Origin of the sequence: Candidatus Accumulibacter contiguus (genome assembly GCF_036625285.1) — a bacterium.
In the GTDB taxonomy this organism is placed as follows: Bacteria; Pseudomonadota; Gammaproteobacteria; order Burkholderiales; family Rhodocyclaceae; genus Accumulibacter; species Accumulibacter contiguus.
This window is the reverse complement of sequence record NZ_JAZKUC010000001.1, coordinates 3,206,965-3,223,329: the sequence shown is the minus strand read 5'-3', so window position 1 is coordinate 3,223,329 and position 16,365 is coordinate 3,206,965. Positions and strand designations below refer to the sequence as shown.

At 61.6% G+C, this 16,365-nt stretch carries 13 protein-coding genes; 1 reads left to right on the top strand and 12 read right to left on the bottom strand.

Features of this window, described 5'->3' with window-relative positions; genetic code table 11:
• Positions 1-393: 393 nt before the first annotated feature.
• Genes V5B59_RS15465 through V5B59_RS15410 form a run of 12 tightly spaced genes read right to left on the bottom strand, consistent with a single transcriptional unit; the run spans position 394 to position 13,921 of the window.
• A complete protein-coding gene (locus V5B59_RS15465) occupies positions 394-1,725 on the bottom strand; it encodes a hypothetical protein (protein WP_169069934.1) in 1,332 nt (443 codons plus the stop codon).
• Positions 1,653-4,409 carry a methylation-associated defense system protein kinase MAD6 gene (gene mads6, locus V5B59_RS15460; RefSeq protein WP_169069935.1) on the bottom strand — a complete coding sequence of 919 codons (2,757 nt, stop codon included), beginning with the start codon at positions 4,407-4,409 and terminating at the stop codon, positions 1,653-1,655. The genes V5B59_RS15465 and mads6 overlap by 73 nt, the downstream gene beginning before the upstream one ends.
• Positions 4,409-5,812, bottom strand: a complete 1,404-nt coding sequence (mads5, locus tag V5B59_RS15455; protein WP_288131698.1) for a methylation-associated defense system restriction endonuclease subunit S MAD5 — start codon at positions 5,810-5,812, stop codon at positions 4,409-4,411. The genes mads6 and mads5 overlap by 1 nt, the downstream gene beginning before the upstream one ends.
• Entirely contained in the window at positions 5,809-6,468 is a 660-nt protein-coding gene (mads4, locus tag V5B59_RS15450; RefSeq protein WP_034910899.1) for a methylation-associated defense system protein MAD4, read from the bottom strand. Before mads4 ends, mads5 begins: the two co-directional genes overlap by 4 nt.
• Positions 6,465-7,811, bottom strand: coding sequence for a methylation-associated defense system AAA family ATPase MAD3 (gene mads3, locus V5B59_RS15445; protein WP_169069936.1), 1,347 nt, complete (start codon positions 7,809-7,811; stop codon positions 6,465-6,467). The genes mads4 and mads3 overlap by 4 nt, the downstream gene beginning before the upstream one ends.
• The gene (mads2, locus tag V5B59_RS15440; protein ID WP_332352198.1) at positions 7,808-9,820 is read right to left on the bottom strand and encodes a methylation-associated defense system DNA methyltransferase MAD2; all 2,013 of its coding nucleotides are present in this window, start codon (positions 9,818-9,820) and stop codon (positions 7,808-7,810) included. The genes mads3 and mads2 overlap by 4 nt, the downstream gene beginning before the upstream one ends.
• Positions 9,821-9,854: 34 nt before the next feature.
• A complete protein-coding gene (locus tag V5B59_RS15435; protein WP_169069937.1) occupies positions 9,855-10,010 on the bottom strand; it encodes a hypothetical protein in 156 nt (51 codons plus the stop codon).
• Between the two features lie 37 nt (positions 10,011-10,047).
• Complete coding sequence (locus V5B59_RS15430) at positions 10,048-10,668, bottom strand: LysE family translocator (RefSeq protein WP_034910788.1); 621 nt, start codon at positions 10,666-10,668, stop codon at positions 10,048-10,050.
• A gap of 21 nt (positions 10,669-10,689) precedes the next feature.
• Positions 10,690-11,184, bottom strand: coding sequence for an HD domain-containing protein (locus V5B59_RS15425; RefSeq protein WP_034910786.1), 495 nt, complete (start codon positions 11,182-11,184; stop codon positions 10,690-10,692).
• Between the two features lie 12 nt (positions 11,185-11,196).
• The gene (locus V5B59_RS15420; protein WP_169069938.1) at positions 11,197-12,192 is read right to left on the bottom strand and encodes a sterol desaturase family protein; all 996 of its coding nucleotides are present in this window, start codon (positions 12,190-12,192) and stop codon (positions 11,197-11,199) included.
• Complete coding sequence (locus V5B59_RS15415; protein ID WP_169069939.1) at positions 12,189-12,938, bottom strand: polysaccharide deacetylase family protein; 750 nt, start codon at positions 12,936-12,938, stop codon at positions 12,189-12,191. Before V5B59_RS15415 ends, V5B59_RS15420 begins: the two co-directional genes overlap by 4 nt.
• Positions 12,935-13,921 (bottom strand): YncE family protein, encoded by a 987-nt coding sequence (locus tag V5B59_RS15410; protein WP_169069940.1) that lies wholly within the window; start codon positions 13,919-13,921, stop codon positions 12,935-12,937. Before V5B59_RS15410 ends, V5B59_RS15415 begins: the two co-directional genes overlap by 4 nt.
• A 403-nt stretch (positions 13,922-14,324) precedes the next feature.
• On the opposite strand from V5B59_RS15410, the gene V5B59_RS15405 reads away from it, so the two are divergent.
• Positions 14,325-16,286, top strand: coding sequence for an alpha-amylase family glycosyl hydrolase (locus tag V5B59_RS15405; protein ID WP_169069941.1), 1,962 nt, complete (start codon positions 14,325-14,327; stop codon positions 16,284-16,286).
• Positions 16,287-16,365: the final 79 nt, after the last annotated feature.

Sequence of the window (16,365 nt, the reverse complement as noted above, 5' to 3'; positions counted from 1 at the left end):
TCCAGGAGATTCGCGAGACGGCCACTGAAGAATTTCTCACGCTCTTCCCGGTAAGGCTCGGCCTGCAGAGCAAACAGTTCACCCACCGAGAAGTGCCTGTTCAGACCCCGAATCAGTTTGTTGCGTGCCACGAGATAGTCGGCGAACTCATCCAGATTTTTCGCGGCAAAGTACGCCCGGACAAAGGACGGAATCCTTCGGTAGCAAGCATCGGCAGAGCGCTCGGCAATCGCCACCGTCGCCGATTCGGCGCTGCCTGTCAGGTCCACGAACAAACCGGGCCGGTGAGGACAGTCGCCCTGGGGTTCTCGCAACTGCCGAGGCTTCATCGGACAGGCCGACTCCGAACACAGCGGATTCGCGTTCTGCAAGCGTTGCCAGGCAGGCAGCAATTTAAGCAGACGCAGGTGATAGAGAGCGAGGTGAAAAGACAGCAGCAGCTTCAGGTAATCCACCATGACCGCGCGCGGCATGAACGGCCGGTAGAACAGCAGACGCTGGATGTCTTCGGCCAACAGGTTTGATGATCAACTCGCTGGCAATGGCATCGGTCCCCTGACCGACAAAACGCAGCGCCAGCCCGGTCGGCAGATGTTCGACAAATCGCTCTTCGGAGGTCCCCATCCCCTGCGCTTGCACTTCCAGGTCGAAGCGCTCGGCCGGGAAAAGTCGGTAGGTACGTACCGTGCCATGCTCGACCTGTCGCAACTGCAGGGCGAGATGACCGCCCAGTCGAGCGGGACGCTGCAGGCCCTCGCCCCGATTGATGGCATGCAACAGTTCGGCAATCAAGGGCGCAGCGGGCTCGGTGCCGCGGACGATGTCCGCCATCCGCTTCGCGGAGCGATAAGGCAGCATTCTTTCCCAGCCGAGGTCTCGTCGCTCGAAAAAATATCGGCGCCGCGCCATCGCTACGTACTCGCGATGGGGCTGGGCCCGCTGGCGTACCGACGCCCCGGACACGCCACGCGGCAATTCTTCGAACAAGCGCTTCAATACCTCCTGGTCGAAATTGCCCCGTTGCTCGAAACGGAACAGCGCGCGGTCATCGGGTCGCACAAAATCGAGGCTGCGATCGAAGCGCGGATCCTCCTGCCGGCCGACATCGACCTCGGCCAGCAGCGACACCAGTCGATCCCCATTCGGCTGGCCGCCACCCAGCCAACTGTTGAAGTAATAACTGCGGGCGATGTCGCCATGCTGACCGCTGGCATACAGCGCATGCATCTCGGCGCAGTCCCGGTTGCCGATCAGCATGAACGACAGCGCTGAACGCAGGTCGCGCATGGTGATGTGCAAGCGCCCGCGCAGGTGCGTCATGGTGTAAAGCATTTTGAGCCGTTCGATCAGCCGCGGGCCAGCCGTCTCATCCTGGAAGCTGCGCGCGTTGTGCAGCGCGTAGCACGTCGCCTGCAGATCGCACTGCTCGCAGGCCGACCAGTGCTGAGTTTCCGTCATCCGCTGCAGCGTCCGCTCGAGAATTGAACCGCAGGCCGTATCGGCCACCACACTGCGTAAGTTGAGATTGACCACCACCACGCCGGATTCCGCCTGTCCGGTCGCAAAACCCCGCCGAACCAGCGCACTCAGTGCGCTGAAATCAGGTTCGTGGGCAGCCAGAAAATCCACTAGCCGCCCCTCGTTGATGGCGATCAGTCGCGTTTCGTCGGTCCGCCAGTGGGTGGGATCCCGACCGGCAAAGGGCGCGAGAAAATCGACCAGCACCTGGTTGTTGTCCTTCTCGCCTCATCCTGACTGCCGTCATAGTTGATCAGGTAGCGGCGACCGGCAAGCTCGATGCGGCTGCCGTTGGGCAGACCACGATCCACCGCACCGCCGCGTGCTTCAACATCCTTCTCCAGTCGTTGCAGAAACGCCGTCTTGCCATCGCCTGCATTGCCGGTGATCAGCACCAGACGGAACTCGCCGGCCAGCACCGCCGGCAACAGTGCCCGGTCGAGGGCGGTATCGACATAGGCCGCGTGTCCCAGGGCATCCATGCCGCGCGTACCCGCATTGCTGCGTCGGCTCTGGCTATAGAGCGTGATCAGGTGTGAGACGAAGGGGTTGCTGTTCGAGGTCTCTCCCGGTCCACCCGAGGTCGTGGCCACATTCACCGGCGCCATGCCCGGAACCCGGCGCCGAGCGTGACGCACCTGGCGCAGCGCGTCGCCGAACTCGATCGCCGAGCCAAAGCGCTCGGCACGACGCGGCGCAATCGACTTGAGCAGTACGGTCACCAGATCCGGCGCCAGGTCGGAAAAGCCGGAAAACTCGCGCGGATCGGGTGCCGGTCGGTTCGCTGGCGGCTCGCTCGTTTCCCAGGGATAACGAGCGGTCAGCGCCTCGTAGAGCGTCAGGCCGAGCGCGTAGAGATCGCGATCGGCGCGCTCGCCGTTATGCGGGATGACCTCCGGGTCAAAATCCGGGGGCAAGTAGCGGCGCGAGCCGCCGCCGCGTGCGTCACGGTTGTCGGCGCGCACCGAGACGTTGAAGTCGATGATCTTCGCCCCCTTCTGCGTCCACAACAGATTGCGCGGCTTGATGTCGCAGTGGTGAAAGCCATGAGCGTGCAGGTGGGCCAGCCCATCGATCACCTGTTTGCCGAGTTCGAGCGCATCGTCCGGCGCCAGCAGATGCTGCTGGATCATGTCGGCCACGTCGGCGCCTTCGACGTACTCGAAGACGAGAAAGGGAACATCGCTGCCGGGCAGCACCTCACCGTAGAGCACCCGCCCCACATGCGGATGCTCGGGAATCTGCACCAGATTGCGGTATTCCTTTTTCAGGCGCTCGTACGTGGAATGGCGATCGTGGAGAATCAGCTTGACCGTTCGCGGCACGTCGCCCAGCGTGTCGATTACCTTGTAGACCACGCCGAAGCTGCCCTGACCAAGCTTCCTTTCGACAACATAGGTCCGGGTCAGCGCATAACCCGGCGGTAGGTTGCGGAAATCCACATCGCTTTCGGGCTCCGGCGGAACCATCGTCGATACTGACGCCGGTTCGGCTACGGGGGCCAAGGCGGGAGAGAGGAGGGCATTCAGCGCCGCCAGGGCCGCCAAGGCCATCGGCCGTTGCGCCTCGTCGAACTGGCAGAGCGCCTGCAACCAGGCATCGAAGGCTCCATTCAATTCCGGCCGCAACTGCGAAGGCGGCACCGGGAAAACGCCGTCGGTGTCGAAGACACGCGTTGGATCACCATCAAACGGACGCTCGCCAGTGAACAACTCGTAGAGAATCACCCCGGCGGAAAACACATCGGAAGCACGGTTCGCCACTTCCGGCGCCCGATACGCCTCGGGCGCCACATAGGCCTTTTCCACCAGATCAATGATCGAATCCGCGATCGTCAGGCTGCGATCCACGCCCAGCTTCGCGAAGTCGAAATCGGTGATGCGGGTGGTGCCATCCTGGCCAATCAGAATCGCCCCCGGCGTGAGATTGCGATGCACGACGCCGTGCTGGTGGGCATGGGCCAGCGCCGCCAGCAGGTCTTTCGCCACCCGCCACTTCTGGTCGAGCGTCAGCGCCAGTTGCGGTCGCGCCAGATGTACGGTCAGTGCCTGCCCTGACGCATCGTCGAGGATCAGGATGAATGCGCGGTCGTCGTCGGTCGCGAAGAAATCGCGCGCGGCAACGATGTTGGGGTGCAGCGGTAGCCGTGAGAGCGCTCGATAGGCGTTGGTGATACGGTTGACCTGCGCCTTGCGCGCCTCTTCGGGCTGATACGGATCGGCTTGATACACGCGCAAGCGCGCCGTGCCACCGGCAAAGGCATTCTCGGCGCGGTATTCGGTATAGGCATCGGCGGCGCCGAGCTTTTCCGTCACCTGCCAGTGACCGAAGCGCAGCACAGCCGAGGCCGGCTTGAGCACTCGCAGCGCATGCAGGATCAACGACTGCTGCGCCAGGATGTTTCTGGAGAAGCGCGCCGGGATGCTCGTCGCATCCTTGAAGTAGCGCTCGGCATCCTTGAGTTTGACCACCGCGGGCGCGTCCATCCCAGCCCGGTCGTTCACATGCGCATCAGGCGCCGTGAGCAGAATCGCGGCATCGACGTAGATGTTCTCCAGTTCCGCTCGCCCGGGGTGACTCTGGGTGATCAGCCCCTTGAAGGCGCGCGAATGGCTGCGCAACTTGGCGAGCGGCGAAGGATAAGGCGCGCGGCCTTCCGGATACCACCGGGGACCGTAGACATCGATGCTGCCACGCGTACCCTTGACGTCGATCAGGTACAGGGCATGCGGGGCCAGCAGGCCGATGTCGATCTCGAAGCGCTCGCCCTGGCGTTCGAGTTCGAAGTTGTGCCACAGGACGAAACTGTCCGGCAAGTGATCCCGCAGGTGGGCAATGGCGATGCGCTCGGCATCGTTCATTGGCTGGCCGATGGGGATCACTTTGGCCATCAGTCTTCCTCTGATTTGATTTTAGCTTCAACAATCTTCCTTGCCAGATTCTCCAAATCAATTGCCTGACTTCGTAGCGCCGAGACGTTCAAGCCGCGATGGCCTAACCGTTTCCAGAGTGGATGGCTGCGGGCCAGAACCGTGCAATCACCAATCTGGCGAACGTCAAGGTGAGGTATGGACGTACCAAATGCTCTCGCCTTGAGCTGTCGAATGCCGCATTCACAAGACAAGAAGACGAAAAGGAACCCTGCGTCTTCTTCGGAGTGACAATGAATCCGAATGGCATCCTCAGAAACCGCGCCGCCAATAATTCGACCATAAGGGAGCACGGTACGGCCGATGACTCCAGAAAGCTGCCCCGAACGAGGAACAAGCAGCGTTTTTCGGGAAACTATGCAATGCGCCGCAAGCCTTGAGGGCAATCGATAGGAAGGTTCTGGATCATTCCAGAAGATTGCTGAAGTACCAAACAGCGGAATCCCTGCCGTGTCACCGTCCAGCACGATACGTTTGAAACGGTTCGGCTCTTCGATGCCAGTTACCACACTCCGCAGAGGAGAGAGATCTGCCCCGCTGGATTCCAGTGCTGCTATTGCTTGCCGATGGTAACTGCTGTGAAAAAATGCATCCAGTCGGTATTGCACGTCTACCGCAGGCGCAATCGAGACGGAAAAGGGCGTGGATGATGGCACCGCACGTAGATTTGCAAGCCTAAGCGTGCTGATCAGCTCGGAAATGGCCTCACGGAGAATGTAATTCGCTTTATCTCGTTTGTTCGCTGCTTGAGCCACCAGCAAGTCGACTTTCCTCTCGAAATCATGGCCAAAACGCGGTACAGGAAGGTTGGCGATGTGCTCCGGCTCAATGTGCTGAATGATCGCGCCATAAGTGCCAGCCACAACCAACGGCACGCCATACTTGCTGGAGAGAAAGGCATAGAGGTAACCCGGCAAAATCTTGGATTCATCCGGCACTACTCTTAAGACGTCCTCAGAACATGCCATGCCGGCCATATCTGGCCGAACGTAAGCCATTCGGCCAATAGTCCCAGAGCGCGTAATAAGAGACCAGGACTCTTTCAACAGCAGCCGTGGATTCCGCTCCACTTGCTTCTTGGAAATCAGTGGCAGAGTTGATAGGTCAGCCAAGCCGATCGCTGAGCTGCCCATGAACGGAACACCGTATCTACGATCATCGACCCAGCTCCGACTCTCCCTTCCGGAGTCGAAAATGCCAGTGGTGACATCCGCAAGCTTGTCCTTCCTTTCGCTAAGAAGTCTTAGAGCATCCCGCGCTTCAAGCGCCCCCGACATATAGGGATTGCAATCCAGCCGCCTGCCACCTTCTTCGAGCCAATCCGACCGCACCACACGTGCATTCCTGAAGCTTGCGAATTTCATGTAGGCACCTCAGCCGGAAACCATTCCTGCAACGCAGCATTCAGCTCCATGAAAGCGACATCGGTACAGCCTTTGATCGAGATCCGCCGGGCGATCTCTTCATAGATCGCTGAAGAGCGCGGTCGGCGCGTTTGCCGCAGCACCCATTCCGCGGCCTCCTTTGGCCGCCGGGGCTTGGCCTCGTCTGCGAGCCAGAATCCTTGCTGCGCAAGCACGGTGCGCAGACCGGACTCGCCACGGTAGCGCAGGGCGTCGGCAACCAGCGGATTGTCCTGCCAGAGCCAGTTCTCGAGTTCCGGCTCGATGGCAATCACCTTGATAGCACTGGCTTGCCAACCGCTGCTGACCAGTCGGCCGCTGACGTCATCGACGATGGCCTGCTTGCCGGGTGACCCATCCCATTCGCAATCGAGCGCAACCAGCACACGTTCGTGGGTATTCAGGTAGGGTCGCAGCAGTTCATGGGCGCGCAGGTAGACGCCGGGATCGTTCCCCCCTTCGTCCACCAGCAGATCGCCACCCACATCGGGATTGAAGTCGAAAGGGGCACAGCCCAGACTGCGGTGCCACTGGTCTCGGGTGAGGTAGCCGCGGAAGGCTGCAGCCATGTTGCTGTCGGCGACCAGAATGACGCAGGGCCGTTTGTGGTCGCTCATCCGAGCACCCCGGCCGCGAACAGGCTGCCGAGGTCGATACCGCCACGCCATTCCCTGAGACGCGGGTGATCGCTGCCGGCGACCATCTCCACTCCACCCGCGCTGGCCAGCCGCGCGCACAGCAACTGGTCGATCTTGGTGCTGGCCAGCACCACCGGAGAGTGTGAAGATATCCACACCTGACTGTCGTACATCGACGAGAGCGACTGCAACACCGCATCGATCGCATAGGGGTGGAGGCCGTTCTCGGGTTCCTCCGTCACCAGGATGACAGGTTGCCTGGCGAGGTAGGGCAGCAGCGTTAACGCCAGGATACGCAGGGTTCCGTCGGACAGTCCGGAGGACGACACGCTGTAGCCGCCACGGTAGGTCAGCACGAAATAAGCGTGGTGATCGTCTTCGCGCTCACGTACGTCGATGTCGACAACCTGCGGCAAGGCGGTTCGCACGTGATCAATCCAGTCCGCGTAGCTCTCGCTGCGATAGTCGGCTGCCGCAGATCCGCCGGCGCCCTGGCGCTTGAGGTCGAACGCCAGCCACGGGATATTGCGGCCGCTGGGAATGACGGTTCGCGGCTGACCAGGCGGGCTAGCCTGCCGCATTTCAGCCCAATTGGGGTCGAGAAAAACCGCGCCTCCGGTCAGCAGCTCGTAGAGCCAGCGCGCTGCCGGGTATTCGCTGCTCGACTCATACAGAACACGCGGCAAGGCCAATACCGTGGATGGGAGATCAATCTTGCCCGAACCTCCTTGCCGTCGTTTTGGCGATTCCGGACTGATTTCGGTGCCCGATATGCTGTCGCGCTTCAGTACCGTCAACCAGTTCCTGTTATGTTCGGCCTGTGCACCATGCAGTTCGACAGCCGCGCGCTCAGGGGCGAAAGCCTTCGGAAACAGGAATAGATACTCGTTGCGAACGTGCAGCGGCCCACCATCAGCCAGCTCGAAGCTGATTTCGTAGCGCAGGTGAGTGGGCCAGCGTTGTTCATTTGAACTGAACGCTTCGCGCGCTCTCTGGTTTTTCAGGCGGGCTATGGCGCCATTGCGAACATCGTTGGCGACGCCTTCCGGAAGAGCAGCCTCGAGAGCCAGAGAGAAGCGGGTACCGCGCCGGGCAAAAAGAATCTCGCGCAGATCCCCCGTGCGAGGCAGAAAGTCCGGCCGCTTGTCACTGAAGGCGGAGCCGACCGTCGTCGCGCGCAACAAATCACCGAACAACACCGGCAGATCGAGCAGCGTGGTCTTGCCCGCTCCGTTGGCACCAACGATGACCTGAAAATTACTCAGATCAATCGCCAGCCGCTCGAAGCAGCGGTAGCGGATCGCTTCCAGCCGCGTGATCACTGCCCGGGCTCCGGATGCCTGGCGCGGAATTCCGCGTAGGCGGCGGCAATGTCCGGCAGGTCATCGTCGAGGATGCGCTCCTTGCGGTGCAGGGTGCGCACTTCCAGCCTGCCGCCGATGCGCACCTTCTCTTCATAGGTCTTGTCGACGAGGATCTCTTCGCCGTCTGGTCGGCGCTTGTAGAGCACATTGCCTCGGCGGTCGAAACCGACTTTCTCGGCAACGGCCATGAATACGGGGTAATCCTGCTTCTTGCCCAGATCGCTGGCCTGAATCTCCTGCGTGGGCTTCTTCTTGAGGAACAGCAGGCTGGTGAGGATATTGACGTTGGCTTCGACGATGAAGGACTCGACCGGCAGGTCGATGCTGGCGAGCACCCAGCAATGACGCAGAATCCAGTAGCGGATGTACTCGTCACCGGGGTTGCCGAGAATGCCGTCCGGCAAAACGATGCCCATGCGGCCGCCCGGCCGCAGCCACTGCACGCAACGCTCGATGAACAGCACCTCGGGTGAAACGGCGGGCTTGATCGCCTGGGTCATGACGAAGCCATCGCCCTGGCGTACCCAGCGGCGGGCGAGTTCATACTGCTCGAGAATGGTTCGCTCGGTCACCGGGATGTCCGAACCGAAGGGTGGATTGGTGGCGATGACGTCCACGCTTCCGAGGCGAAGCGTGTCATTCGCCGCTTTGACGCCCGGCAGGTGACCGACGGGAAATTCGAGCGAGTTCATGTGGTACAGGTGGCCAAGCGAATTGCCGGCCATCATCACGTTCATCTGCGCGGCACGAACGAGGAAGGGATCGAAGTCCGAACCGAAGAGCTTGTTGGCGGCGAAATCGGCCAGACGGTCGCGCAGCGAAATGAATTCCTGGGTATCCTCGTCGCCGGGCCTGACGTTTTTTTCGTCGTGAAAAACCTTGTTGAGATAGTTGAGTGTCTCGACCAGAAAACCACCCGTGCCGCAAGCCGGGTCCAGTAACCGTTCGCTTTCCTTCGGGGCAAGCATCTGGATGACCAGCCGAATCGCGCCGCGCGGCGTGAAGTACTGACCACGATCGCCGCGCAGATTGGTACCGACGATCTCCTGGTAGGCCGCACCTTTGGCATCGACATCGGTGCGCGCAAAGTCGTAGCGTGAGAGTTCGGAAACGATGAACGCCAGTGCCCGGTCAGACAGGGTGATTTCTTCGTTACCTTTGAAGAGGTCCGGGTAGGCACGCTTCACCGCTTCAAAAAGGGGCACGATACGGAGGCGGATTTCCTTCTGCCCTTCGGGACTGAACGGTTCGTAGGGGCCGGCCCAGAAGACACGCTGCTCGCCGAGACGACGCTCGTCGTACATCTTGCAGAAGATGAGGTAGAGGAACTGCCAGAAGGCGGCGTCCTTGGGCATGCCCTCGTTGCCATGGATGTAGTTGTGGCAACGACGGAAAGCCGTGCGCAGCATGACCGGATCGGCCCGCCGCATCCTGGCGAGCGACGCGCCTTCACGGGTACCAATGGTCTCGTCGCCCATCGGCCAGTCGGCGATGGGTTTGAAGCGGGTATCGAAGCGAGTGACTTCCTTGCGGAAAAAGAAGAACTCCAGCCCGTTGGTCCACAGTCCGTACTCGCAAGTCTCGACCTCGGCCATGACCGCTTCAAGCAGTTGGAATTCCTTGCGCGCCTCGTCCGGGTCACGCATGCGATAGGCACCCTTGGTGCCCACCTTGGGCTCCTTGTCCACGGCAACAGCACGATAGAGATTCTGGTCCTCGTGCGGGGTGCCGGGACGGAAGATGGCGATGTCGATTCTCTTGTTTCGCCCCGCGACTTTCACGCCGTAGTCCGGCTCCATGTCCTCGGCAGCAATGCCATATTCATGGATGATGGCGCGCGCAATGCGCTGCCGCACACGCTCTCTTTCGCTGTCCTTGACAGGATTGCCGGTGATGTAGTCGAAGACCTTGCCTTCTTCCAGCGCGCTGTCTTCCGTCTCTTGCTCCGCCTGAGCAAGATCGCTCATCTCCTCGCCCTGTTCGGAGCTTGCTGCCTTGACCCTAGCCACTGGAACCCTCCCTGTTTTCAAAATCGTCGCTACTGGCCGCTGCGCCACCCGCGCGCACCCAGGCATCGACATCCTGTTTCTTGAACGGCATGTAGTGCAGCATACTGCGCGAGCAGTCGGCAAGGGAGGATCCGGTAATCGATGACACGCCCTAGCTCTTGGGGCTTGTTGTGGCGTAGCCTGTGTCAGCGATTGTCGAGTGCCAGTTTGACACTGAAACCGAGCAGGGCCGAGCCCGCCAGACGGGTCGCCAGCGTGCGCAGCAGCGGCAGCGTCCTCAGTCTGCGCGCGACCGCGTTGCCAAGCAGCACCAGGCCGGCCTGGTAGAGAAAGCTGAGGAGGGTCACGTGCGCGATCATCACGCCAAGCGTCAGGGCGGAGGCGTCGGCGCGCAGAAAGAGGGGGAAGAAGGCCACGAAGAAGAGCATCACCTTCGGGTTGGTGAGACTGACCGCAAAGGCTTGCCGGAAATACACCCAGGCGCTTTTTCTGGCCTCCTGGTCGCCATTGCCACTGGCAAGCGGTCTTCGCAACAGTTGCAGCCCCATCCAGCCCAGATAAGCGGCACCGAACCACTGCAGGCCCTGCAAAAGGGCAGGGTTTGCCTTCATCACGGCGGCCAGGCCGACAATTGCCGCGACCATATACCCCATGTCGCCGAGCAGTGTGCCGAGGACGGCGCCGATGCCGGCGGCGATGCCGTTGCGTGCAGTGGCGTTGAGAATGGCCAGCGTGCCGGGACCGGGAATCAACTGGAAGACGAGAATCGCGGCGACGAAGCTCGCGTAGTTCTGGATTTCAAACACCGCTTGCTCTCCCGGCGATCATCAGGGCGATACCTGCAGCAAGGCGTCGAGTTCCATCCACAGTGACTCACAGAGGCCGTCACGGTAGGCGGCTTGCCGGAAGCATGGGTGCTCGCTGCGGTAGACCTCCCACAGGCGGCGCCTCTGATCGGCGACACAGCACCTGACGTTGGCCAGGCGGTCGGCAGCCTTGACTACCAGGGCCAGTTCGGTGGCTCCGCTGACCTTTGCCAGTCTGGCGTAGGTGACCGCCTTGCGCTCGGCACGGCTGGCACCGGGAGAATCGGTCAGCAGGCTGACACAGTCGGCAATCAGTGGTCCAAAGCGCTCGCGTATATCGCTTTCGCTGACCCCGGTATCCTCGACGACGTCGTGTAGATAGCCGACGATCTGTGCTTCGGCGCCATAGGGCGACAACAGGCCGACGACCGCTTCGAGATGGAAGGCGTATGGCCGGTCGCCGTACATCTGGCTGCCGTGCGCTGTCAGCGCAAAAGAGCGAGCTTCATCGAGCATGGAAGGTCTTCATCATTGGCTTTGGCGTTGGCGTTCTTCGCCATGATTGTTTTCCGGGAGAAACGTCGCCGCGAGGGCGCAAAGTCCTTCCCACTGCTGTTGCCAGAAGCCACTCCGCGCGGCCGATTCCGGCAGTGGCCCCTGCCTGAGGCCGCAGGGCGGCATCGTCTGGCCACGATACTGGGTACCGAAGAGTTGATCCCAGATCGGCAGGAGGATCGCGAAATTGCAGCCAAAGCGGTACTGCCGGCCGGCAGGAAGGTCGATGGCATGGTGCCAGCGATGGTAGCGCGGGCTGACCAGCAGGAGTTCGCCAATGCGGCCGAAGGACAGCCGGGCATTGACGTGCGAGAGGTTTTCGATGGTCTTGACGACGATCAGCAGGCCAATGAAGTGGCCTGGCGGGACGCCGACCAGGAGCGCGACGATGGCGAACCAGCAACCGCCAACCAGGTCGTCGAGGAGATGGTTGCGGCTGTCCGTCCATAGCGTCATCTGGCGCTGGCTGTGGTGGATCGCGTGCAGCGCCCACCACCAGCGGAAGGTGTGTGAGAGGCGATGGCGCCAGTACTCGGTAAAGTCCAGGATGCACAGATAGACCAGGAAACTGAGCAATGGCCGGGCTTCCAGCATCGGGAACCAATCCTCGAGTTGCGGCGGAATGATGTCGTTGAAGCGCAGCCAGCGTTCGAGGTCGGCGAACAGGGGTGCCAGCAGGGCGAAAATGAGCAGCGGAATGATTCCCAGCCGGTCGAGGAAGGAATACAGCACGTCTACCCGCACCGCCTTGCGATCCGGCCAGACCTCGATCGGTCGCAACGCCTCCAGGGGTCGCAGCAGCAGGAAAGCGACGGTGATCTGCAATACCCCGCAGAGGAAGAACTCGATGCCGTCGAAAGCCATTTCCAGATAGCTGCCCATTCCCGTGGCCAGCAGCACGGGTTGCAGCAGATGCGCCAATAGCCAGCCCTGCAGATCGACGAACGCTTCAATGCAGGCGTTGATCATGGTGCCCGTCGCGTGGCAAAACAGAAGCCCTTGTTCTTGAGGCCGGAGATCAAAGGGTCCAGCATTGGCGCAAAGGGATCCTTGCGAGACCAGATACCGAGGTGGGCCATGACGATGTCGCCATCCTTGAGACGGTCGAGGGCGCGCTGCAGCAACACCGGGTTGGGGTAGGTGTCGGAAGGCAGTTCGTCACCGAGAAAACCCGCCGGCGCCCAGCCGACATGCTGGTAGCCACAGGCCTGCGCCGCAGCCAGGGTGTTCGGTGTGGTGCGGCCTCCCGGAGCGCGCCAGAGGGGATCGAGCCGACGACCGGTGAGTTCCTGGAAACGCACGTCGGAACGCTGCAACTCCTCGCAAACGGCGCGCGCGTCCAGGATCTCGGTGTGGCCATCCGGCAGCCGGTAGCGTACCTGCTGGCCGCTGTCGCTGCGAAAACTACCGTGCCGCCAGGTATGGCTGCCGAAGGCATGGCCTTCGGCGACGCGCGCCCGCCAGTAGGAAGCCCAACTGGCATCGAGGGCGTGATCGCCACGGCTGGTTTCTTCCTGCGCCAGAAAGAAGGTCGCCTTGACCCCGTGCCTGGCCAGGGTATCGGCAATCGATTCGGCATGGCGCATGTTGCCGGTGTCGAAGGTCAGGTAGAGCGTTCCTTTGCAGGCGGCAGCGGCGTGCGCGTCAGGAATGGCCAGCGCCGGCAGGGTCGACGTCAGCAGGGCCAGGAGCAGGTGTTGAAGCTCAGGTTTCATCTGAGGCCGGCATGGTTGACGAAAAATACGCCGTGCGGCGAACTGCCGACGCTGATCGAATGTTTGATTTTCTTGGTGACCAGGTCGAGGACCTGCACCTTGCGGGCAAAGCGTGCCGTCGTCCAGAGTTCCTTGCCGTCGGCGCGCACGATCATGTCGTCCGGTCCACCAGGGACCTCGTATTTTTCCACCACCGTCATCGTCTGCGTATCGAGCAGCGCAATGCTGCCATCGAGCGTACGGTTGGAAACGTAGAAATGGCGTCCATCGCCCTTGGGCTGCAGATTGTGGGCCGCGGTGCCGGTAGGAATCTTCATGACGCTCTTGCGAGTGCGCCATTCGATGACCTCGACGACGCCTGCACCCATGCAGGCTACCAGGAGATTGCGATTGTCGGGTGACATCACGATCCCGGCCGGTGTTGCGGAAACCGGGATCACCCAGGCGACGGTCTGCGTGCCCAGACTGATGGCCATGATCTCATTGGAGTCCTGGAGGGTCACGAAGACGAACTGGCTGTTATCGTCAAAAGCCATGTGCGATGGTGTTTTCGGCGCGGGCAGGCGGGCGATCAGCCGGAAGTCGCTGGGGTCATAGAGATCGACGCGGTCGAGGCGCAAGGAAGTGGCGACGAACCATTTGCGGTTCGGCGAAAAGCCCAGTTGATAGGGGTCCGAAATGTTGCGGATGCGTTTCTGCTCCTGACCAGTGTTCGGATCGAAGAATACCAGTTGGTTGGAAGCCGCACAGGCAACGATCAACGACTTGTCGTCGGGCGTCGGCATCAGGTGGTGCGGCTCCTTGCAGACGGGCACCTTGCCAGTGACCTGATAGGTTTCGCTATCGATCAGGCTGAGCGTGCCTTCCGCCGAATTGAGGGCGATCGCCAGCCCGGCGTGTGCGGCGACCACCGGGCACAGCAGTGGAACGATGAGTAGCCATCCGGCAAGGTGGCGGAGGTAGCTTGCGAAGCAGGGGATCATCACGTGCGCAAAGAGAAAAAAGGATTTCGCCAAGTATAAGGCCCTTCGCCCTCGTCCAGACAATGTGCACGAGGCATTGTGGCGGATGTCCGGGCGACCCGGCCGGCATCGGCGCACGCACAACACGCATTCGATCATCGTGGCGCCTGGCCGGCGGCCAGGCGGGAGCAGCCGAAGTGACTCGCCATTTTCCCTTGAAAACATGTCAAGTATGCTATTTAATGAGAAATGTAAGTGGCTTCGGCATCATCGCCATACCGGCTCAGCCCATATGGTGCGTCATCCCGGCCTGGTTGGCGAGGCGACACGGAACTGGCCACACTGATCGGGGGGGCAAGCCGGTGCCTCTTCGTTGTTCGTCCATTTCGTCCATTTCGTCCATTCGTCCATGGAGGTCTACATCATGCAATTCGCCAAGCAGGCTCTCAAGAGTCCGCGGCCAGCCAGTATCCGCCGCAATGTCAAGCTGCCGCGTCGGCAGCACTATTTTCCATCACCGACAGACTGGCGAGACCAGGTGCTGTATTTTCTGTTGGTAGACCGTTTCAGCGACGCTGCCGAAGGGACGCGCCCCTTGCTCGACCGAAACAATCTCGCCGCTGCCCGGACTGCCCTGCCCAATGGTCAGGCGTGGCGCTGGGATCGCTGGGCGGCGTCGGGTGCCGATCGCTGGCAGGGCGGAACCCTGTCGGGCGTGCGCTCCAAGCTGGCATACCTGAAACGGCTTGGCGTGACGGCGCTGTGGCTGAGTCCGGTGTTCAAGCAGCGCGGGCATCTCGACAGCTATCATGGCTACGGTGTCCAGGACTTCCTCGATGTCGATCCGCGCTTCGGCAGTCGCGCCGATCTGCTTGCCTTGGTGGGGGAAGCGCACCAGGCCGGACTCCGGGTCATCTTCGACATCATTTTCAATCACTCGGGTTCCAACTGGGTTTATCCTGAGGGTACACCGGGTGGCACCTCGACGCCTTACTATACCCAGGGGCGTTACGCCTTCGGTGCATGGCTCGGCGACCAGGGACAGACGGTCGGCGCCATCGCCGGTCCCGAAGACGGTATCTGGCCGAGCGAACTACAGGACCCGGAGTACTACACGCGCGCCGGCAGCGGCAGCCTTGGTGCCGGCGACATCAACGACCCGATTGCCGAGCACAAACGCAGCGATTTCATCACGCTGCGGGATTTCAACCAGACCACGGCGCTGGGCGACCTGGCGCAGTGTTACAAGTACTGGATCGCGCTGAGCGACTGCGATGGCTTTCGGATCGACACGCTGAAGCACGTTTCGCTTGAAGACGCGCGCAACTTCTGCGGCGCGATCAAGGAATTCGCCAGCAACCTCGGCAAGGACGATTTCTTCCTCGTCGGTGAGGTGGCGGGTGGCGACTACGCCGAAGATCGCTATCTGGACGTTCTTGACCGCAACCTGAATGCCGCGCTCGACATTGGCGAGATGCGCCCGACGTTGAATGGCGTTGCCAAGGGCCTGGTGCACCCGCATGCCTACTTCGACGGTTTCAACCCGGGTTCTGCGGGCATGGGTTCGCACCGCAATCTCGGCAGCCGGCATGTTTCGATCCTCGACGACCATGACCATGTGTTTGGTCAGAAACTGCGTTTTTCGAGCGAGGCAGCATCGCAGCAGCAGATCGCTGCCGGCGTGGCCATGCAGGCCTTCACGCTGGGTATCCCGTGTGTCTATTACGGGACCGAGCAGAGCCTGGCAGGGCCGGAGCCGGCAGAGCGTTTCTGGCTGCCGGAGTGGAAGGGTTCGGATCGTTATCTCCGCGAAGCCATGTTCGGTCCGGTGCATCCGCTCCGGAGCGGGCGAGCCGGCCTGGAGTCTACTCAGGATCCGGATCTGCCTGGTTTTGGCCCGTTCGGAACCGCCGGCCATCACTGCTTCGACGAACAGAGCCCGGCCTTCATCCGCATTGCCGCGATCCATACGGTACGCGCGCAGTACCCGTGCCTGCGGCACGGTCGCCAGTACCTGCGCCCGATCTCCCTGTTCGGACGAGCCTTCGACGTCTACGGGCCGGGCGAGCTGATCGCCTGGTCGCGCATCCTTGATGACGAAGAGCTGCTGTGCGTGGTCAATGGCCATGGTACCGACGCACGTGGCGCCGACGTCCTGGTGGACAGCTCGCTCAGCCCGCCCGGGTCGGTGCTGACGGTGGTGCTGAACACCGCTCAGGCGGGCAGCGCGGCTGCGTATGCCGGACCGCATGCAGTGGGTTCGAGTCTGGTGGTGAAGCGGACCGGCGGCGGCATTGCCTTTGTCGAGATACGCAATTTGCCGCCTTCCGAAGTCCTGGTACTGGCGAATCATCCGCAGCCAGAGGAAGGCGAGATATTGCCGTAAGCACTGGTCGGTCGGGTCAGGCCGGAGGCCGTGACCCGACCTGCCGGCTGGAAGCGGTCTGCTTACGCAATGCCGACCC